Source organism: Lysinibacillus sp. FW12, assembly GCF_050817245.1.
GTDB lineage: Bacteria > Bacillota > Bacilli > Bacillales_A > Planococcaceae > Lysinibacillus > Lysinibacillus irui.
Window position 1 is genome coordinate 2,802,070 of sequence record NZ_CP139094.1, and the last position, 18,636, is coordinate 2,820,705.

Consider the following 18,636-nt stretch of genomic DNA (forward strand, 5'->3'; position numbering starts at 1 on the left):
CCTCCTACTGTAATTTCTTGCGCATTTTCCGAGAAAAAATAAAGCCAGCCCCCACAAAAAAGATAAGAGCCATCACTTTCATGATAGGAATAATAAACAGCTTGCTAATAAGGAATACAACGACTACATAATAGACCACCATTGCCAACAAAAATAACGTTAGCTTATTCACGCGATCCCCTACTTTCCTTTAGTGCCGCCTCAATCGCAGCTAATGCTTTCGGCCCCATCCCATGTAAATGAGTTAACGTTGAAAGGTCGACTTTATCTAGCTGCTGCCATTCTGTATAGCCTGCTGCTTGTAAGGCACGAATTGCTGGTTTTGCAACACCCTTCGGCCACTCTGTCATATTTGCACGTCCCTTCACGACATTTTCTTCTCTGCCTATTATGCAAGTGACAGCCAAGAAATGCAAATAAGTCAAAATAGGAACATAAAGAAGCCTGCCGCTAATAGATTCCCAATAGCATGAATCGTCCAGCTAGCTACGATGGAGCCTCCAGCTAGCCGTTCATTCATCCACCCCATCACATAGCCCGCGAGTCCTGTACATCCTACTACTAGCAGAATAATATGGACAGGAAGCACCGACCAAAGCAAAGCCCCATGAACACTACCAAAAACGATGCTTTGAACTATATTCCCAGCATGAAAACCAAACGAATTAGCTAGCCTTTTTAATAAAAAGCCACGGAACAATAGCTCCTCTGACAGAGCAGTTTGAATTACGGCGTATAAAAGTGCTGGTATGACCGCTGCAAATCCAAGTCCAGCAAATTGATTGGGCGCTAGCAAAGAGCTATCAATATAAAAATAGACGAGCGCAGAGTTAGGCACTAGTAACACAACAATGGATAGGACAAAGAACATGGCGTACCTTCTCTTATTCTCAATAATAGGCTTTCGCAATCCTAGCCACGTAAGAAAGGACTGTTTCTTTTTCGCTGTGCAAAACCACCAAATAAATGGAATAATGGAAAACAACATCACTTGTAGAATTGCACTAATCAAGTTTTCGAAAATCATATGATTTCTCCCCCTGTCTACTACAAGGATAGGATAAAATTCCATTATTTTCAATCTAATATTACTCATAAAGTTATTCATTAAAGAAGCCTTCCCTTTTGTTCTTTTGCTCATTTTCAGTTATACTCAATTACGGATAATAAAGATCTATAATATATACAATAAACATTGGAGACCATAACGATGAATAAATTATCGACACATTTATTGGAGAAGGCACAAACCTATGAGCAAAGCACTCGTATTTCGGTACCTGCCTATGACACATTATTTGCCGTAACACAAGCCTACTTCCGTGCTCAGCTAGGTGAACAAGAAGCATCCCTGCTTGTCATAGGAGCTGGCGGTGGCAATGAGCTTTCAGCTTGGGGACCTACAAACCCTCATTGGACATTTACAGGGATTGATCCAGCTGAGGAAATGCTTCAAATCGCGCAACATAAAGCCGCACAACTCGGACTAGAAGACCGTGTCCAATTATTACAAGGAACCATTGACAACCTGCCATCCAATACGCCGAAATTCGATGCGGCCAGTTGTATCCTCGTCCTTCATTTTATAGAAGATCGACAGGAAAAACTGAACCTACTAAAAAACATACACACCCGATTAAAACCAGGAAAACCCTTTGTCCTCGCCTGTGCCTACGGTGAACGTGAAAGTGAAGAACTACAAGATCGCATCAAAATATGGCAAAGCTTCTTTTTAGAGGCAGGTTACAAAAAAGAAAAGGTAGAAAGTATGGGCAAAATCATTATGAATATTTCCTTCATTTCCGCTCAAGAAATCGAGCAACTACTACAAGAAGCCGGATTCACACATATTACCCGCTTTTTCTCCTCCGGCCTTTTCGCAGGATGGATGAGCCAAGCCTAAACAAAAGAACCCGCTTTTATAGCGGGTTCTTTTTTGGGATGCCGAAGTAAACTTTATTGTGGAGGGATTTCCTTTGAATTGTGTTGGATGGGTCGCTTTGCTAGGTTTGTGAGCGGTGGCCTTACTTTTATGATCACTTCTCTCTTTGGAGCGGGTACCTCACTTCTATGGTCACTTCTGAATCATTTACGAGCGGGTTCCTCGCTTCTTTGATCACTTCCGACTCACTTTGGAGCGGGTTCCTCGCTTTTATGATCACTTCTGACTCATTTATGAGCGGACTCCTCGCTTCTTTGATCACTTCCGACTCACTAACGAGCGGACTCCTCGCTTTTATGATCACTTCCGACTCACTTTGGAGCGGGTTCCTCGCTTCTTTGATCACTTCCGACTCACTTTGGAGCGGGTTCCTCGCTTTTATGATCACTTCTGAATCACTTATGAGTGGGTTCCACGCTTCTTTGATCACTTCCGACTCACTTTGGAGCGGTAGCCTCCCATTTTGGATCACTTCCGACTCACTTACGAGCGAACCCTTCGCTTCTTTGATCACTTCCGACTCACTTACGAGCGGACTCCCCGCTTTTATGATCACTTCCGACTCACTTTGGAGCGGGTTCCTCGCTTCTTTGATCACTTCCGACTCACTTTGGAGCGGGTTCCTCGCTTTTATGATCACTTCTGAATCAATTTATGAGCGGACTCCCCGCCTCTTTGATCACTTCCGACTCACTTTGGAGCGGTAGCCTCCCATTTTGATCACTTCCGATTCATTTATGAGCGGACTCCTCGCTTCTTTGATCACTTCCGACTCACTTTGGATCGGTAGCCTCCCATTTTGGATCACTTCCGACTCATTTATGAGCGGACCCTTCGCTTCTTTGATCACTTCCGACTCATTTATGAGCGGACCCCTCGCTTCTTTGATCACTTCCGACTCACTTTGGAGCGGGTTCCTCGCTTTTATGATCACTTCTGAATCAATTTATGAGCGGACTCCCCGCCTCTTTGATCACTTCCGACTCACTTTGGAGCGGTAGCCTCCCATTTTGATCACTTCCGATTCATTTATGAGCGGACTCCTCGCTTCTTTGATCACTTCCGACTCACTTTGGATCGGTAGCCTCCCATTTTGGATCACTTCCGACTCATTTATGAGCGGACCCTTCGCTTCTTTGATCACTTCCGACTCATTTATGAGCGGACCCCTCGCTTCTTTGATCACTTCCGACTCACTTTGGAGCGGTAGCCTCGCTTCTTTGATCACTTCTCTCTCACTTTGGAGCGGAGTCCTCGCATTTTTTGAATACTTCCCCAACATTTATAAGGAATACCCCACACTAATTGAACAACCCCTATATCACCAGTAAATACTGTAATAATAAACACTTTCATCAATCGCCATGCCTAGTTTTTCATAGAGTTTCTGGGCATTGACATTATCTTTCGCTGTTTCGAGCATCATGTATCGGGCAGCTTCCTGTTGGCAATAGGCGGAGCATTGTTCCATTAAAGCTTGAGCGACTCCTTGCTTCCTGGCATGTTGCGCCACAAATAAATCATTTAGTATAAATGCTCTTTTCATAGCTACAGATGAAAAAATAGGGAATAATTGCGCAAACCCTACTGGCTCCTGCTCCTGGTACGCGAGAAAAATAATGGACTCCCCATTTTCCACACGTTCCTGAATAAATTGCTCGGCCTTCGTTATATCAGATGGCTGGCCATAAAATTCTCGATAGGCATTAAATAATGGTACAACTTCCCCTATTGTTGATTTTGATACGATACTAATTTTCATGCTTCTATTCCCCATTTCTTTTTCATTGACGTTCTTGTATGATAGTAATAAAAAATCTGACATTTCAAAAGAAACAGTTTCTAAAATTTCAACATGTCAAGGCGGTGCACAATTGGACGACTTTATCTTTTTATTAACAGAGAATGAGGCAAAGTATAAACAGGTTTATCAGCAAATTAAAGCACTTATTACACAAGGGGCACTGAAAACAAACGACTCTCTACCATCCATTCGTAAACTAGCAGAAACTTTACACGTTAGTCGTAATACCACGCTAACTGCATATGAACAGCTTGTGGCAGAAGGCTATATTCGCGGCGAGGGGCGGAAGGGCTATTTTGTGAATGCGTTGGAGCAGGTTTTCTTACAGGAGCAGATAGACCCGATTATTTCACAGACCAAATACCATCTCCCCTCCATCGTTGTAGATTTTCGAGCAGGAGCTGTTGATCAGCAACATTTTCCTTTGAAAACATGGCGTCAAATAGCCAATCAAGTATTATTGGATTCATCATGCTATCAATATGGGGAATTGTTTGGAGATTCATTGTTAAAGGAGCAGCTTGTTCAATACCTCCTACAAGCAAGGGGCGTTTCGACAACGATTGAAAATATCATTATTGGCAGTAGCACGCAGCAAATGCTCCTGCATCTTGGCTTTTTATTAAAAGACCATTTCCCAAGTATCCTTCTGGAGGACCCAGGCTACAACGGGGCACGAGAGGCTTTCCAATTACATAATTTTCATATAGAGGCATTGCCGGTAACAGAGTCTGGTGCACAGCTCAACCTATTAGCTGACAGTCCATCCCATCTACTCTATGTCACCCCGTCACATCATTTCCCGTACGGTGTTTCTATGAATATTCAACAGCGACAGACTCTAATACAGTGGGCCCAACAAGTCGATGGCTTTATTCTAGAGGACGATTATGATGGTGAATTTCGTTATGCGCAACAGCCATTTCCTGCACTGGCATCGATCGACCCTTCTCGGGTAATTTATTTAGGCACTTTCTCCAAATCGTTTCTGCCAGGAGTTCGATTAAGCTATATGGTGCTACCGAATATGCTTGTTCAGCCATTTAAAGAACGCTTTGCTCATTTTGAACAAAATGCTTCGTCCCTCCATCAACGCACAATGGCACATTTTATGGCACAAGGGGAATGGACACGCCATATTAAAAGGATGCGCCTGACCTACAAACAAAAAATGCAGCGCCTTGTTCAGGAGCTACAACAACAATTGGGTGAGCAAGTCACGATAATAGGCGAGCAATCAGGGCTCTATGTTTTGGTGAAAATAAAGTCTGCACTTTCGGAGCAACAGCTCATCGAACAAGCAGAATCCTGCGGTGTTAAAGTATACCCAACCAGTCCGTTTTTTCATCAACAAGCAAAGGAGACACCGATGCTGCAATTAGGTTTTAGTAAGTTAACGATGGAAGAAATCAAGCTTGGTGTTGAACTGTTGAAAGAGGCCTGGCAGCCATAACAATCCACGTTATGGCTCCTCCTCTACACATGATACGGCTTAAAAATAATCAATAAATGTCGGAATACCAACAGGTAATACGGCCTCTAGTAGGTCAATTTCCTCGGGACGTCCTTGTAAACGTTCGATTTTCTCTAAATAACGTGGACGTTTATAGCCTAACAGCATAGTAGCCAACGTTTGCACTGTTAAATGAACAGCACTATCATTCAAAGTCTCACTCACTTTTTGGACAGAAACCTTACCATCTGCCATTTTAATGATGTATGTTCCATTATTCCAAGCCACAATGCGATCAGTGACCGCAAGCTGAAGCTCAAAATCATGACCGACAAATGGATAACGCAATAAAAACTCTTTGACATCGACAATTCTCGCCATGAAATAAGGAGAGACCTTTTGAATAATTTCACTGTCCTCTAATAAAAAGGCAACCGCTTCATTTCCCGTTGTTTTCCCGTAGACATTATAAACCATCGAACTATGAGCCGAGACGAAATTCCATAAGCCTTTACGAGCCTCTTCCTGCAAATAAACGATTTCATCAATGTAATAGTTTTCTTCCATAATACGATAAAACATGTAGCCTTGTGCTACATCGTCTTCATCATAATAGACAGCTGCCTGAAGATTGACATCACTGTCAATGAATTTCTCCTCCCAGAAATCCTCCTGAAATTTCTCATTCCAGGCAATACTATTGCGCACCATCACCCCATGCGTTTTCTGGGCATAGCGTGCATAGATATCCACAACATCCTCATGCTTCGGATCCACACGACGAATTTTCCCGTTAAGCCCAGCATAATGAGGAAGCTGCGTATCCTTCACCTGAAATTCCACAATATCACTCATAATTTCCCACCCCTTTTTACGGTAATACGGGATAGAATATGGAAATAAATAGGATATACATTGACCTTCATTACGCATTCTTTGTAAACTTTCAATAATTAAGCTCTCCATTAAGCCATGACCTGAGTATTCTGGGTATGTCCCAACTGCTGTGATGCCACCCATTTCGTAAATCTTGCCATGTACATTAACCTCAAAAGGCAAACTTAAAATTTGCGAAACCAAGTGGGACCCATCAAACCATCCGATGGCATGCCCCTCATTAAACTGCTTACTCTTAGCATTTACAAAACGGCGATCCTTGTGAATGGACATAGACATTTGAAAGACATAATTCAGTAAATCAATGGACTGTGCCATTTCGTCTAATCGAATTTCTCGCATGACTAAGCCTTTTCGTTGATTCATGATTCCCTCTCCTCATCAAATAACTCACTTAAAATGGTTTGTGGTGCATCTAAAAAACGTTTGGTAACAATGTAATGAATGGTATCTTCATAGCGTATCGGTTCAATTGCCTCATCATCAAAACTATAAATCGTCGCATTCGGATAGCCCAGTAAAATTGGTGAGTGCGTAGCGATAATAAATTGTGCCTCATGCTCTAAGTCCTTCATAATTTTCAGCAGGCTTAATTGTCTTGTTGGAGATAAGGCTGCCTCAGGCTCATCCAATAAATAGATCGCTTTCCCCTTAAACCGATTCATAAATAATGCCAGAAAAGATTCACCATGGGATTGGTGGTGTAGGGATTTGCCCCCAAAAGCGGCATATTTATTCGGATGGTATTCTAACAAATCAATATGACTGGCAAATTGATAAAATGTTTCCGATCGAAGAAAAAAACCATTCGAAATCTTCGGCAACCACGACAAACGAATATAGTCCCCCAGTGAGGAATCTGCCTTATGTACTTCATATAAATTTTGACGACCACCACCCGCCGTATTAAAATCACAGCGATCCGCAATAGCCTCCAATAATGTTGATTTCCCCGACCCATTTTCCCCAACAAAGAACGTCACATTTGTCGGAAACTCCAGCTCTTGTAAATCCTGCAAGCTTGGAATGTTAAAAGGATACATCTGTTTATTCGGAATGGTATCCTGTAACACCTTACATGATTTTAAATACATCTTATTTCCTCCTTTCTCTTATTATAACGAACAATATCAAAGCTGAAACGTCATCACGCTGCCTCTTTGATAAAAAAGAAGTAAGAATAGTTAAACAAATCATAAAGTCACTATTTTTCATATAGATGCCCCTCAGAAGTTGCGGTAACAAAGGTGCTCTATTTTGACCATTCCGTAAGAGATATTTCCCGAGAAATAAATAAAAAATATGTCGAAAGTTGCAATTGCAAAACGTAAAAACATGTCATATTTTTGATTTTCATATAAATTAATTTACGGCTAACCTTCTTTGACTTGATTACCCGGCAAGGATGATCTTATTCAAAAAAAGGTTCAATACCTAATTTCTATTAATAAATATTTTCGATGGCTACGTTTACCTAGAAGGAGCTGTTTGGGAATCAAAACTTCCTCTCGTAAGCGCTGAAAAATAGTCGGATTATGTTCAGGAAACCATTCCTCATAGCTGATCCCCTTATTGAGCTCAATGGTTGTTAAAAATAAAACAATATCTTCAAACATATAAGGAAATTCTTTTTCTATCTGTTCGTGATGTTCTAATAGGGCATAAAGATAATCTTTAAAGCGATAATAACGCTTTTGATCGAAGGGATTCGCACTCCATTTTTTATTTTCCTCTCACTCTTTTACTGGCTGAAAAACTTGACAGTAACCCGTTTCCCAAGTCCCCAACATACAAGTAAATGCGGCTATCGCATATTTCCTAGTTTCGAAATCATGATGTCCAAAATATTTAACTCGGTTAACTATATTTTTTTGAAACAACATACTCAGTAATTGGCATCGTTATCCAAGCAAGACCTATTACAACGACTAATGGGATATTTTTTATGTCATTCATTGCAGTTACTCTTTCTGAAATCACTAAAACAATAATCATTAATAACAGTAGAAGGTAATAACTTATTTTTGAACTAACTAGTGTGATATGTTTTTCTAACTCATCTTTTTTCCTTTCTTCTTTTCCATTCATATCTCCCCAAGTAATAGATTGGAATAAGAGACCAATTCCTAAAAATACAAAAATAATGGTTGTGGGATTAATGATTTTTTCGTTGATCCATTGATAACCCCCGTATCCCCCAACCGAAGTAATAATAACTAAAGAACCAATTAAACTTACCTTTTTAATAGTCGTCACTTTTTCTCATTCCTTTCGTATGAAAATATAAACAATTCCTCAATAGAAGCATCTAATATATATGACAATGTAAAAGCTAACTCTAAACTCGGGTCATATTTATTATTTTCAATGGCATTGATTGTCTGCCTTGTCACGTTACAAAGATCCGCTAGTTTGCCCTGTGAAAGACTTTTTTCTTCTCTATATATCTTTATTTTATTTTCCAATTTAACAATCACTCCAGTTCGGGGGTGTAAAAGATCTTTTACATCTTGATCATAAAATAAGACAAACAAGGTGTCAAATGTATTTGACATCTTGTTTACCTCATAAGTAGTTGTCTTTTGTTTTATCTATAAATTTTTATATTAAATGGAGTTTTCTAAAATTGTCCCATGAGTGCATTTGAGTAAGGACTCTCATGCTATGATCACCTTGGCCTCCTGTTCGAGCGGTTACCTTCACTTTACGATCACTTCAACCTTCTGTTCGAGCGGGTCCTTCACTTTAGGATCACCTTGGCCTCCTGTTCGAGCGGTTACCTTCACTTTAGGATCACTTTGACCTCCTGTTCGAGCGGGTTCTCCCACTTTAGGATCACTTTGACCTCCTGTTCGAGCGGGTTCTCCCACTTTATGATCACTTTGACTCCCTGTTCGAGCGGGTACCTTCACTTTAGGATCACCTTGGCTCTCTGTTCGAGCTGGTTCCCTCACTTTAGGATCACTTTGACTCCCTGTTCGAGCGGTTACCTTCACTTTAGGATCACTTCAAACTCCTGTTCGAGCGGGTTCCCTCTCTTTATGATCACTTTGACTCCCTGTGCGAGCGGTTACCTTCACTTTGTGATCACCTTGGCCTTCTGTTCGAGCGGGTACCTTCACTTTAGGAGCACCTTGGCCTCCTGTTCGAGCAGGTTCTCTCATTTTATGAGCACCTTGGCCTCCTGTTCGAGCGGTTACCTTCACTTTAGGAGCACTTTGACCTCCTGTTCGAGTGGGGTCCCTCTCTTTATGATCACCCTGGCCCTCTGTTCGAGCGGTTACCTTCACTTTAGGAGCACTTTGACTCCCTGTTCGAGCGGTTACCTTCACTTTAGGATCACTTCAACTTCCTTTTTGAGCGGGTTCCTTCACTTTAGGATCATTTCAACCTCCTTTTCGAGCGGGTTCCCTCACTTTTTGATCTCCGTGGCCTCCATTGCAAACGGATTCCCTCAGTTTATGATCCACCTGACCCACTATTCGAGCGGTGATCTCATTTGACCACCTTAACAAAAGTTCTATATCGACTCCGTCGTTCATAAAGTGAGTAACAATCAAATGTTAGAAGGAGAATCGTGATGTTTGTGACTCATTTTTATGAAAACAAGACGTCCGTTTTAAGTCAGTTGCTCGTCAAACTCCCTGCTGCGGAAGAGGATATTCGGATTAAAGGGCGCAAGGCAAAGGTAGTTGAGGTGCTTCAGGTTGATGATAACAATTTTCATGTTAAGATTATTTTCGAAAAAATTCCTAAAAAGCAACCTGTTAAAGAACTTGGAAAGAAAAAGAGATAATACTTCACAATAGGTTTATTTCCTTTACAATCGGGAATATCAATAATACGATTGCGAATGATTCTCACCTTTAAAATTCCTTAAGCAAAAATATTGACTTTTTAATTGATAACAATTATCATTATCACTAGATTATTTCTTTCTCCAAATTGCTTTATTCAGAATCCCCCTCTTTTTTGAATAAGCATGTATCAAACGGATATTCTTACATCAGACTAAGAGTATCCGTTTTTATCTATATAAATGGAGAAATTTACATAATAAAGGAGCTGTTTTAACATGGAGTACCGTATTGAAAAAGACACTATGGGTGAAATTAAAGTACCTGCTGATAAAATTTGGGGTGCGCAAACACAGCGCAGTAAAGAGAATTTCCAAATTGGTACGGAGCAAATGCCAATTGAGCTTGTGCAGGCCATGGCTATCTTAAAGAAAAGTGCAGCAATTGCCAACAACAAACTAGGCAAGCTTTCTGATCTTAAGACGAATGTGATTGTACAGGCAGCTGATGAAATTTTAAATGGGCAATGGGACGATCAATTCCCACTCGTTGTATGGCAAACAGGTAGTGGTACACAATCAAACATGAACGTTAACGAAGTAATTGCTCACCGCGCGAACCAACTATTACAGGATGCTGGTGAGACTGATCGCATTCATCCGAATGATGATGTCAATAAATCACAAAGCTCAAATGATACCTTCCCAACGGCATTGCATATTGCAGCTGTGTTAAAAGTGGAAGATTATTTATTACCACGTCTACGATTATTAAAGTCAACACTAGAAGATAAAGCAGCTCAATTTAAAGATATTATAAAAATTGGACGTACACATTTACAGGATGCAACACCTCTAACATTAGGTCAAGAAATTAGCGGCTGGGCAGCTATGCTGGCAAAATCGGAGCGGATGATTATCCAAAATATTGATTATATGAAGGAACTTGCGATTGGTGGAACAGCGGTAGGTACTGGTATTAACGCTCACCCTGAATTTGGTGATCGTGTTGCTGCGGAAATAAGTGAACTAACAGGTAAACAATTCACTTCAGCAGCGAATAAATTCCACGCTTTAACAAGCCATGATGAAGCCGTTGTCGCACACGGTGCACTAAAAGCATTAGCGGCCGATTTAATGAAAATTGCCAATGACGTTCGCTGGCTTGCTAGTGGCCCTCGTTCTGGTATTGGTGAAATCACCATCCCAGAAAACGAGCCAGGCTCATCGATTATGCCTGGTAAAGTAAACCCTACACAAAGTGAAGCTATGACAATGGTTGTCACACAAGTAGTTGGAAATGATGCAACCATTGCGTTCGCCGCTTCTCAAGGTAACTTTGAGCTGAACGTCTTTAAACCAGTAATTATTTACAACTTCTTACAATCAACTCGCTTATTAGCTGATACAATGCAATCATTTAACGACCATTGTGCTGTAGGGATTGAACCGAATAAAGAAGTGCTCGATCATAATTTAAGAAATTCTTTAATGCTTGTAACGGCATTAAATCCATATATCGGCTACGAAAACGCAGCAAAAATAGCGAAAAAAGCTCACAAAGAAGGCACAACCTTAAAAGAAGCAGCCATCGCCAGTGGTCTACTAACAGAAGAACAATTCGATGAATATGTAGACCCAGCAACAATGATTTATCCAAATGTGAAATAGAAACAATGCAATATGAACATATAAGGCCAATTAGACGTTAATAGGACAATTGTTAAATGAAGCGTCTTTTTCTAATAAATAAGGTGAGGTTGTGAGTAGGATTGGGGTTAAATCCCCAGTCCTTTTTTTATTTTGCCTAGCAAGTTTTTAAATTATTTCTGATCTTTACAATTTTTCTAAACGTTTTGTTCTATTACTAATATCAATAAATGGTATTGTTTCAATTAATTCCCCCCTTTATTTATTCTTTCGATGTTCTAGATACCTCATAGTCCAATATTCCGTTAAATTTTGTGTTTTTATTTCAAGTACTATGGTTGATACTTTCATCCTCCCAGTTTTTATCCAGCAATTTCTCCACTACTAATCAATTCATAAAATTTGTTTCTTGTACATTTTAGTTTTTAGCTCCGCTGCAATATCAAAACGTTCGTTCATGAAGGGCCACCTCTGTTAAATGTTATTTCACTATTTAGCTTCCATATCACCCCTAATAACTGATACAAAAATAGACCACTCATCATGTGAAGTGGTCTTTTACTGGTTATAGAATGGTCAGGTGACACATTCGTTTAATTACATGCTTGAATAAAATAATAAATAAAGGAGGTGTAAATTTGAATAAAAATAATAATGGTTGTCAACATTGCTGTAATGAAAAATTCAATTGTACTGGGGTTAGACCGTTTAGAGCCATTGATATTGATTGCATACAACCTAATTCCCAACCAACAGTAGAGGGGACTTTAGCTTTTGGATCATTTTACGATCCATCTGGAAACCCTGTCCTTATTTCTCCAGCTACACCACCTGTTCCTGGACAGAAAATTGTTTTTACGACACCTGGCCCATCATTAAATGTAAGTCCTGCTCCTTTTCCTAATAATACTACCGATCTTCAAGTTGCCGTCGGTGGTATATATGAAGTTAATATGAATATTTCAGTTGAATTATTGAACTTAACTAGTGATCTTATAGAAACGGAAGTACGATTTGGATTGTTTATCAATGATACAGTCGTAGTGAATGAAAGTAATTTTCTATCCTTAAATGATTTAAATATGGTAGGTGGTGCCGAATCAGTTGTAACCTTAAGAATGGCTAACACTATAGGAAATACAATACAACTACGTTTAAACAAAGATGATAGACTTAGTATTAGGGTCATATTGGCCACTACACAGGCCTTTTATAGATACCCATCATTGGTCGTTACAAAGATTGCTGATTGACAAACAATTATACAGGCTGACTCTAAGGAGATCAGCTTGTTCCCATTTAATTATTAAACAGGCATTACAAGTTGAACAAAGGGGGCATCTCAAATAAAACAGGACATTTTAAAAAAATACCTTCTTCCAGTCTGAATTGTATCGATGTTTAAGTAAATGTGATCATAAAATGCATTATTTATAGTGTTCCATGTATTTTCCTTCTTCAAAAATTTCTTGTGCACTTAAGGCCGTCCAATCCTCTGGTGTTTTATCAGGTTATAAATCAAGATAGGATTTAATCATTTTATAGCCTTCACTGTAGCCATAAGTATACGGTAATTCTTTGCCACCATGTACAATCTCTAAGGAACGTTTCAAGTTAGACTTGTTTAAATCTGGCTCAATTTGAGACCATAATTCCTTATCGTAGGTCAAATCCACTGAGATCATGTCGATGTCGGGATATACAGACTTTTGGAACATGACAGCTTTTCCTTCGAAGACTATATTATCCAAAATCGAAAACGTGTCAACTTTATTCGCATACTTCTCCGCCCAAACGCTATGATGGTATTCATGGGCAATGGTTCCCTTTAAGTATTCATTGAATTACCTAGAGAATACGGAATGATAATTTTGCCTACTCCAACTAAGTTACATAAATACACAGAACCCCAAATGTTAGATCGAAATTCTAACCTTTGGGGTTCACTAAATTAGATGAAACTTAACATATCTTTTTAATCAAATTCCACAATTTTTTGCACTACCGATACCTTATAAACATCTTTCGTATTGAGTAATATCGTCTGATAATGTTCCGTTTCAGTAAATGAATACCATGACTTCTCATTGAACCCATTAGTAATTTCTTCGGCAAATGATTCTTGTCCAATATTCGTCTTGATTTTATATTCCTCTTCTCGACTTTCGCCAAAGTAAAATTTCACCGTATATTCATAATCCATTAACCAACACCCCCCATCTATCCCTATCATGGGACAAATGGGATGGAAGTAATCATGAAGGATAATAAAAAGCCACAGTTTGTTAGTTGTGCCTCGTTCTGTGCATTTTCATGATGATTCATCTTTGAATTAGCCATCTGAGACGATTGCAACAATAGATGGCTCCTATTTAAATCACGTTATATGATTATCTTTACTTACCTTTTTTGAACAAGCCTGCTGCAACTGCTGCATCGAAACTATTTTTTGCAAATTGGGTTGGATTCCCGACATTCTCCCAATGCATATACATTAATCTAGGATTATCGAATAGCCAATGGTTGTGCACCGCCGTAACAGTAAGTCCTCTCTTACGAAGTTCTGTTAAAAATGGATTAATTTCCTCTTGAAGCACTACCGATTCACCAAGGTTTAGTGTGTTAGCGCCAATTCCTTCAAACGAAAGTGCAAATGGTAGGGCAAGTGGAGATCGAGTAGTTCGTCCAAGAATAGTAGCTTTAATGTCACGAAGGCGCTGAACAACACAAACTGGTGTTGCAGTTATAACTACCCCACCAATAATATTTGCAAGTTCTTGACATTTTATCGGACCTACACAACCACAAAATTTTTCTGTTTGTTTTTGTTGATGAGCATGATTATGCTGTTCCAATCTATTCACCTCCTTTTTATTTTCTAGTAATAATATATTCTTAAGGAAGCGACTTGACTGGGAAATTGAAGGACTAGCGCCTTTTAATCATAAATTTTTCTATCAATCTGTATTCATCTACCTAGCATTTAAGCCAATTGTCTATATAACCCCTCCTATTATGAAAGTAGCTAAACTAGAAAAATAGGTACTAGATGATTTTATAATATTTGCCAAATACGACCGAAAAAAATATCCATCCTATAAAGGATAGACAGGAAGATTACGGTAAATTTAATTAATTGTTTTATATTAACGTTTGAATGCGCATAGTGAGGAATTACTGCTTAGACACCGCCATTCATAACAAGGCTAGAATCTCCAAAATTAAAATATCTGAGTCCAGTGAACTCAGATAGTAGAAGCTTTAATATGCCTAACTTTCCTTTAAACAATGATTACTGTTTATTCTTATTCGTAATATTTACTTTCCAATTTCTACTGCCTCTGAATAAAGGAACTTTTCGAGTTCGTCAACCCTATTTCCGTCTAATTGGTGTGTGAGCCCGAATGTTTCACCTTGGCTATTGTCATTTATAATACTATTGAGGTCTTGAAGTAATTCAGTGAAATACTTGAAACTGACTTTTAATTCTTCATATGCTTCAGCCGTGTCAATTCCTTGCTCTTCTTCTACCGATATCACATAATCAAGATGGCCCATGAAAGTTTGAAGTACATTTAAATTTTCAAAATCCTTTTCAAGATCTTCCCCTTGTACTCGAAAATATGACAATTCCTTAGTAAGACGATTTGCCCTTGAATAATATTCGTTCACATCGGTTGTTTTAGTAATATCTTCGGCATGATAGGCAATCCATGCCTTCAATGTTGGTTCGATTCCATAATCGTTAAATCCATCGGGTTTTGAAACGTCCTTCCAAACCTTTGAGGAGTTGACTTCAGTTTTAGTCTCAATTGTTACAACTTCATTTTCAGCTTCTTTTGCTTTTACTTGCTCAACTTTCTTTTCTTCTTCCGTACACCCCATTAATAAGCCACTAAGCATTAGTCCTGTTAAAACTATTTTAATTTGTTTCATTATATGACCCCTATACCCAAAAATATTTTATATATTTTACCATAAAAACCATTTTTGATAAAAATATTAGAATCTCCAAGAATAAAAATAACCTCTGAAATGAATGTAAAACTCCATTAGAAATCAGCTACCTAACAATCATAAAAAAGATTGAGGCTTATCGCATCAATCTTTTACTTTCATTAGGCCTTAGTTTTTCAATGTAATCAAACACTTCTCATATATTTCAATCTGTTCTATAGGAATTTGCTCTAACTTAAGATCTAATTTTTTCTTACTATCCTCCGCCTCTTCCCCGTTCCAGCAAATATAGATTTCGCAATAATCGCCTTTTGGAAAGTTATGAGGGGAATGGATTTTATTATCGTTATGCATGTCCCAAATGAAATCTCCTTTTGTTTGCAGTTCATAGACAAATAGTGTTGTAAAATGTTGATTCTTTACTATTTGGCGATCTTCACTTTCAGAGAAAACATAAGTAATGTTAACGTCTTCTTCTGTATAGTCGTCAATTGAGTCCTATATAGGTTACCATGCTCATTTTCTTGATCCTCCTAAATAAAAAAACACCCTGTAAATGTACAGGGCGTCAGCAACGTAGCTGTTGATAGCGTAAAAAGAGACGCATATGTAATGAAATGTCTACTTCACTTGCTGGCTTCACCATTTCATTGAACACCTTCAGCAAAAAATGCGGAATGGAACGGGGCTTCAAGCGACGGGTTGTCCGCTTCCTTTTATAAGGCTTGCTACCGCAGTTGGTCCACTGTAATGGCTGATGCTTTAATCGTTTGGTATTGCGGCGGATTTTTTGGTTCAATATAGAGCGTTGTGTAATACGCGTCCGCAATAACAATCAAGTAAATAATGAATAGTAATCGTTTTGTTCAATAGTTCAAAAAATCATTTCTCCCTTTTTTAAATAAAACTTGTCTACTTATCATACGACCAACATAAAAAAAGGTTTCATTATTTTTGAAGGGAGACAAATTTTTGCCTCCCTTATGCCTCTAGACTTCTTCCACCGTCATTTTCCCAACGATCAATGTCCCAATGGTCCTCATCTTTTTCTCTGTTTCTTGCTAATGCACTCGATTGAACGAATGACATATTGTCCCTCACCCTTTTCACACGTTCTTATCTAGTTTATGAAAGATGATGGGTTTTCGTTCATCGTAAGATTGGTTTTAATTTAAAACCTAAGGCAATCGCAGCACCGATACAGCTAGAGAGACAGCCTATCACTAAATACATACTAACCGTTGATTCCCCAATGACCACAGAGGCAATACCGCCAATCACGGGAAATAAAGCAACCATATAGCCACTCTTTGCCCCGCCAATTCTTTCCACCAGTTTTAAATAAAATAACCAGGCCAGAAAGGATGCGATGATGGTTAAATACAGTAGAGCCGATAAATAGGTGATGGATGTTGGTATCATGATGGTTTTCCCCTGCATCCAGACAATGCCACACATCACGGCACTTCCAACAGCGAAACCAATGGCATTGGCGTAAATAGGGTTTATATGCTGCTTAGCATTTCTTGCAGAGCTAGCATCCCCAATAGCTGTCAGTACCGTACCTAATAAAGCAATCAGGATCCCTTTTAGATCTGCCAAGCCTGAAAAACTATGTAGAGTTGGATAGATTAAAACCCCAACACCCATGACCCCTAAAATACCACCAATTAAAACACGTCGATGTAATGGTTCTTTCAGAAAAATCCGTAGGGCAATGGGCGTTAAGATGACTTTTAATGAAAATATTAACGTTACGATTGCAGCTGAGCTCCACATTGTAGCATAGTAAAGTGCTAAATAACTAAATCAAAATTACAAACACCAAAAACGATGATATAAGGGATATCTTGCTGTTGAGGCTTACCCTGTGGTTTCATGAACCAAGCAAGCATTAAAAATAACAGTGCTGTTATCACTAAACGATACGTTAAAGATAATTCTAAACTGACTGGCGTTCCTTGAATTTTGACTGCAATAAAATTCAGTCCCCAGACAATTAAACAAAAAATATACATAAAATTCGTCATACATGTTTCCTTCTTCGTTACAGTTGCCATCTTCCCATCATGATCGTGTGATAGTACTGATCATCAGCAAGACACTTATCATTTTTCAAAATACCTTCCACTGAAAAGCCTACTTGTTGATAGAGCTGAATGGCTTTGTTATTTGTTTCTAACACCTCAAGTGCCATCTTCTTTATTCCATTGGCATCTGCCCAATCAATGGATAATTGAAGCAGGGCTTTTCCAATGCCATAGCCCCAAAATACCTTACTGACTCCTACCCCAAATGTTACTTTATGAGCAAGTCTCTTTAGACTAGAGCCCTGACATCTGGAGAACCCTACAATTCGGTCACCAACGATCGCTACTAAGCATAGATTTTTGGGACTTTCTGTATCCTCTTTAATGAGCCGCTCAAAGCCAGCCTGATCGATAAACGCCTCACCTTGTTCTCGGTCAAAATTTTCTGTTTCACCGTCTAATTGCCAGCGTAGCTCAGATAAGGCTTGTGCATCCTTTAAATCGAGCACTGCGGATAGTATAGGACAACTCTTTTCTATGAAACTCCTTGTCATCAATCAGCATTTTGGAACTCGATAATCGGCTGAATTTCTACAAAGCGATGATGCCAAATGGATTCATGATGCTGGATGATTTGTGGTGCTGTTAATACCGAACCGTCTAAAGTGCTATGGGCATCCGCTATTAAAAGATTACGATGATAGCCATGACTAAATGCACTGCGGATCGTTGTATCAAGACAGAACTCTGTTTGAGCACCAGCAAAAATCAATTGCTCAATGGACTGTTGCTGTAAATAGGTGCCAAGCTCAGTTTGATAAAAAGCATCCCACGTTGTTTTTTGAATCACTTTATCCTCTGCTTGTCTAGAAAGTCCATGATACAGCTCCCACCCTGGCTGACCGAAGGCGAAATCATCGTCTTTATTGGCATCCGTGTGCTGTATAAAAATTATAGGTACAGCGTTATGACGTGCCCATGTAATCAGTGTATTGATATGTTTGATAAGGACTTCATTATTCCAAAGATGTGGTTGTCCTTCTAAAAAGAAAGCCTCTTGTATATCGATAATGATCAATGCTTGTTTCATAGAATTCTCCTTTTGCT

24 protein-coding genes and 2 pseudogenes are annotated in these 18,636 nt (G+C 39.1%); 5 read left to right on the forward strand and 21 right to left on the reverse strand.

Translation table 11 applies throughout. The features are described 5' to 3' along the window. Positions 1-4: 4 nt before the first annotated feature. The 3 genes from SJW71_RS14640 to SJW71_RS14650 all read right to left on the reverse strand — a co-directional run bounded on the left by SJW71_RS14640 (position 5) and on the right by SJW71_RS14650 (position 1,027). Positions 5-172 (reverse strand): hypothetical protein, encoded by a 168-nt coding sequence (locus SJW71_RS14640; RefSeq protein WP_274796777.1) that lies wholly within the window; start codon positions 170-172, stop codon positions 5-7. Beyond that, entirely contained in the window at positions 165-350 is a 186-nt protein-coding gene (locus SJW71_RS14645; protein WP_431811095.1) for a hypothetical protein, read from the reverse strand. Before SJW71_RS14645 ends, SJW71_RS14640 begins: the two co-directional genes overlap by 8 nt. A 71-nt stretch (positions 351-421) precedes the next feature. Then, a complete protein-coding gene (locus tag SJW71_RS14650; RefSeq protein WP_431811096.1) occupies positions 422-1,027 on the reverse strand; it encodes a CPBP family intramembrane glutamic endopeptidase in 606 nt (201 codons plus the stop codon). A 183-nt stretch (positions 1,028-1,210) separates the two neighbouring features. Here SJW71_RS14650 and SJW71_RS14655 point away from each other — a divergent pair, with 183 nt between their 5' ends. Beyond that, on the forward strand, positions 1,211-1,903 hold the full coding sequence (locus SJW71_RS14655; RefSeq protein WP_407133689.1) for a class I SAM-dependent methyltransferase: 693 nt from the start codon (positions 1,211-1,213) through the stop codon (positions 1,901-1,903). A gap of 133 nt (positions 1,904-2,036) precedes the next feature. Here SJW71_RS14655 and SJW71_RS14660 read toward each other — a convergent pair whose 3' ends face one another. Genes SJW71_RS14660 through SJW71_RS14675 form a run of 4 tightly spaced genes read right to left on the reverse strand, consistent with a single transcriptional unit; the run spans position 2,037 to position 3,704 of the window. Beyond that, on the reverse strand, positions 2,037-2,582 hold the full coding sequence (locus tag SJW71_RS14660; RefSeq protein WP_431811097.1) for a hypothetical protein: 546 nt from the start codon (positions 2,580-2,582) through the stop codon (positions 2,037-2,039). A gap of 39 nt (positions 2,583-2,621) precedes the next feature. Continuing rightward, positions 2,622-2,876: a hypothetical protein gene (locus tag SJW71_RS14665; RefSeq protein WP_431811098.1), complete on the reverse strand. Its 255-nt coding sequence runs from the start codon at positions 2,874-2,876 to the stop codon at positions 2,622-2,624. A 39-nt stretch (positions 2,877-2,915) separates the two neighbouring features. Then, positions 2,916-3,224: a hypothetical protein gene (locus tag SJW71_RS14670; RefSeq protein ID WP_431811099.1), complete on the reverse strand. Its 309-nt coding sequence runs from the start codon at positions 3,222-3,224 to the stop codon at positions 2,916-2,918. Between the two features lie 39 nt (positions 3,225-3,263). After that, positions 3,264-3,704 carry a GNAT family N-acetyltransferase gene (locus SJW71_RS14675; protein WP_431811100.1) on the reverse strand — a complete coding sequence of 147 codons (441 nt, stop codon included), beginning with the start codon at positions 3,702-3,704 and terminating at the stop codon, positions 3,264-3,266. A gap of 112 nt (positions 3,705-3,816) precedes the next feature. Here SJW71_RS14675 and SJW71_RS14680 point away from each other — a divergent pair, with 112 nt between their 5' ends. Beyond that, positions 3,817-5,199, forward strand: a complete 1,383-nt coding sequence (locus tag SJW71_RS14680) for a PLP-dependent aminotransferase family protein (RefSeq protein WP_431811101.1) — start codon at positions 3,817-3,819, stop codon at positions 5,197-5,199. Between the two features lie 39 nt (positions 5,200-5,238). On the opposite strand, the gene SJW71_RS14685 is transcribed toward SJW71_RS14680, so the two are convergent. The 6 genes from SJW71_RS14685 to SJW71_RS14710 all read right to left on the reverse strand — a co-directional run bounded on the left by SJW71_RS14685 (position 5,239) and on the right by SJW71_RS14710 (position 9,428). Next, a complete protein-coding gene (locus SJW71_RS14685; protein WP_312506315.1) occupies positions 5,239-6,462 on the reverse strand; it encodes a GNAT family N-acetyltransferase in 1,224 nt (407 codons plus the stop codon). Beyond that, positions 6,459-7,190, reverse strand: a complete 732-nt coding sequence (locus SJW71_RS14690) for an AAA family ATPase (RefSeq protein WP_431811102.1) — start codon at positions 7,188-7,190, stop codon at positions 6,459-6,461. The genes SJW71_RS14685 and SJW71_RS14690 overlap by 4 nt, the downstream gene beginning before the upstream one ends. 763 nt (positions 7,191-7,953) lie before the next feature. Next, complete coding sequence (locus tag SJW71_RS14695; protein ID WP_322606188.1) at positions 7,954-8,352, reverse strand: hypothetical protein; 399 nt, start codon at positions 8,350-8,352, stop codon at positions 7,954-7,956. Continuing rightward, positions 8,349-8,561 carry a helix-turn-helix transcriptional regulator gene (locus tag SJW71_RS14700; protein ID WP_322606285.1) on the reverse strand — a complete coding sequence of 71 codons (213 nt, stop codon included), beginning with the start codon at positions 8,559-8,561 and terminating at the stop codon, positions 8,349-8,351. The genes SJW71_RS14695 and SJW71_RS14700 overlap by 4 nt, the downstream gene beginning before the upstream one ends. Before the next feature lie 234 nt (positions 8,562-8,795). Continuing rightward, complete coding sequence (locus SJW71_RS14705) at positions 8,796-9,092, reverse strand: hypothetical protein (protein ID WP_431811103.1); 297 nt, start codon at positions 9,090-9,092, stop codon at positions 8,796-8,798. A gap of 12 nt (positions 9,093-9,104) precedes the next feature. Then, on the reverse strand, positions 9,105-9,428 hold the full coding sequence (locus SJW71_RS14710) for a hypothetical protein (protein ID WP_431811104.1): 324 nt from the start codon (positions 9,426-9,428) through the stop codon (positions 9,105-9,107). A gap of 248 nt (positions 9,429-9,676) precedes the next feature. Between SJW71_RS14710 and SJW71_RS14715 the strand changes: the two genes are divergently transcribed. From SJW71_RS14715 to SJW71_RS14725, 3 genes are all read left to right on the forward strand, one after another. Continuing rightward, a complete protein-coding gene (locus SJW71_RS14715) occupies positions 9,677-9,892 on the forward strand; it encodes a hypothetical protein (RefSeq protein ID WP_274796765.1) in 216 nt (71 codons plus the stop codon). A 279-nt stretch (positions 9,893-10,171) separates the two neighbouring features. Further along, positions 10,172-11,563, forward strand: coding sequence for a class II fumarate hydratase (gene fumC / locus SJW71_RS14720; protein ID WP_431811105.1), 1,392 nt, complete (start codon positions 10,172-10,174; stop codon positions 11,561-11,563). Positions 11,564-12,180: 617 nt separating this feature from the next. Beyond that, complete coding sequence (locus SJW71_RS14725) at positions 12,181-12,795, forward strand: hypothetical protein (RefSeq protein WP_431811106.1); 615 nt, start codon at positions 12,181-12,183, stop codon at positions 12,793-12,795. Positions 12,796-13,053: 258 nt separating this feature from the next. Here the strand turns inward: SJW71_RS14725 and SJW71_RS14730 are convergent, their stop codons facing one another. From SJW71_RS14730 to SJW71_RS14765, 8 genes and pseudogenes are all read right to left on the reverse strand, one after another. Next, positions 13,054-13,362 carry a DUF2268 domain-containing putative Zn-dependent protease gene (locus SJW71_RS14730; protein WP_431812214.1) on the reverse strand — a complete coding sequence of 103 codons (309 nt, stop codon included), beginning with the start codon at positions 13,360-13,362 and terminating at the stop codon, positions 13,054-13,056. A 155-nt stretch (positions 13,363-13,517) separates the two neighbouring features. After that, positions 13,518-13,745 (reverse strand): hypothetical protein, encoded by a 228-nt coding sequence (locus SJW71_RS14735; RefSeq protein ID WP_274796763.1) that lies wholly within the window; start codon positions 13,743-13,745, stop codon positions 13,518-13,520. Positions 13,746-13,771: 26 nt separating this feature from the next. Continuing rightward, positions 13,772-13,900, reverse strand: coding sequence for a hypothetical protein (locus SJW71_RS14740; RefSeq protein ID WP_274796762.1), 129 nt, complete (start codon positions 13,898-13,900; stop codon positions 13,772-13,774). 38 nt (positions 13,901-13,938) lie between these two features. Beyond that, the gene (locus tag SJW71_RS14745) at positions 13,939-14,331 is read right to left on the reverse strand and encodes a DUF1259 domain-containing protein (protein WP_274797301.1); all 393 of its coding nucleotides are present in this window, start codon (positions 14,329-14,331) and stop codon (positions 13,939-13,941) included. 529 nt (positions 14,332-14,860) lie between these two features. Beyond that, complete coding sequence (locus SJW71_RS14750; RefSeq protein WP_322606192.1) at positions 14,861-15,478, reverse strand: hypothetical protein; 618 nt, start codon at positions 15,476-15,478, stop codon at positions 14,861-14,863. Between the two features lie 1,170 nt (positions 15,479-16,648). Then, a pseudogene (locus SJW71_RS14755) lies at positions 16,649-17,529 on the reverse strand (DMT family transporter). A 17-nt stretch (positions 17,530-17,546) separates the two neighbouring features. Next, positions 17,547-18,093: pseudogene (locus tag SJW71_RS14760) on the reverse strand (N-acetyltransferase family protein). Continuing rightward, the gene (locus tag SJW71_RS14765; protein ID WP_431811107.1) at positions 18,083-18,619 is read right to left on the reverse strand and encodes a cysteine hydrolase family protein; all 537 of its coding nucleotides are present in this window, start codon (positions 18,617-18,619) and stop codon (positions 18,083-18,085) included. Before SJW71_RS14765 ends, SJW71_RS14760 begins: the two are co-directional and overlap by 11 nt. Positions 18,620-18,636 lie beyond the last annotated feature (17 nt).

What these genes read in the sequence shown, in the direction of transcription:
- SJW71_RS14650 (WP_431811096.1), bottom strand. Translation starts at nt 1,027, where the DNA reads ATGATTTTCGAAAACTTGATTAGTGCAATTCTACAAGTGATGTTGTTT.
- SJW71_RS14750 (WP_322606192.1), bottom strand. Translation starts at nt 15,478, where the DNA reads ATGAAACAAATTAAAATAGTTTTAACAGGACTAATGCTTAGTGGCTTA.
- SJW71_RS14670 (WP_431811099.1), bottom strand. Translation starts at nt 3,224, where the DNA reads ATGTTGGGGAAGTATTCAAAAAATGCGAGGACTCCGCTCCAAAGTGAG.
- SJW71_RS14765 (WP_431811107.1), bottom strand. Translation starts at nt 18,619, where the DNA reads ATGAAACAAGCATTGATCATTATCGATATACAAGAGGCTTTCTTTTTA.
- SJW71_RS14735 (WP_274796763.1), bottom strand. Translation starts at nt 13,745, where the DNA reads ATGGATTATGAATATACGGTGAAATTTTACTTTGGCGAAAGTCGAGAA.
- SJW71_RS14685 (WP_312506315.1), bottom strand. Translation starts at nt 6,462, where the DNA reads ATGAATCAACGAAAAGGCTTAGTCATGCGAGAAATTCGATTAGACGAA.
- SJW71_RS14715 (WP_274796765.1), top strand. Translation starts at nt 9,677, where the DNA reads ATGTTTGTGACTCATTTTTATGAAAACAAGACGTCCGTTTTAAGTCAG.
- SJW71_RS14645 (WP_431811095.1), bottom strand. Translation starts at nt 350, where the DNA reads ATGACAGAGTGGCCGAAGGGTGTTGCAAAACCAGCAATTCGTGCCTTA.
- SJW71_RS14675 (WP_431811100.1), bottom strand. Translation starts at nt 3,704, where the DNA reads ATGAAAATTAGTATCGTATCAAAATCAACAATAGGGGAAGTTGTACCA.
- fumC (WP_431811105.1), top strand. Translation starts at nt 10,172, where the DNA reads ATGGAGTACCGTATTGAAAAAGACACTATGGGTGAAATTAAAGTACCT.
- SJW71_RS14655 (WP_407133689.1), top strand. Translation starts at nt 1,211, where the DNA reads ATGAATAAATTATCGACACATTTATTGGAGAAGGCACAAACCTATGAG.
- SJW71_RS14690 (WP_431811102.1), bottom strand. Translation starts at nt 7,190, where the DNA reads ATGTATTTAAAATCATGTAAGGTGTTACAGGATACCATTCCGAATAAA.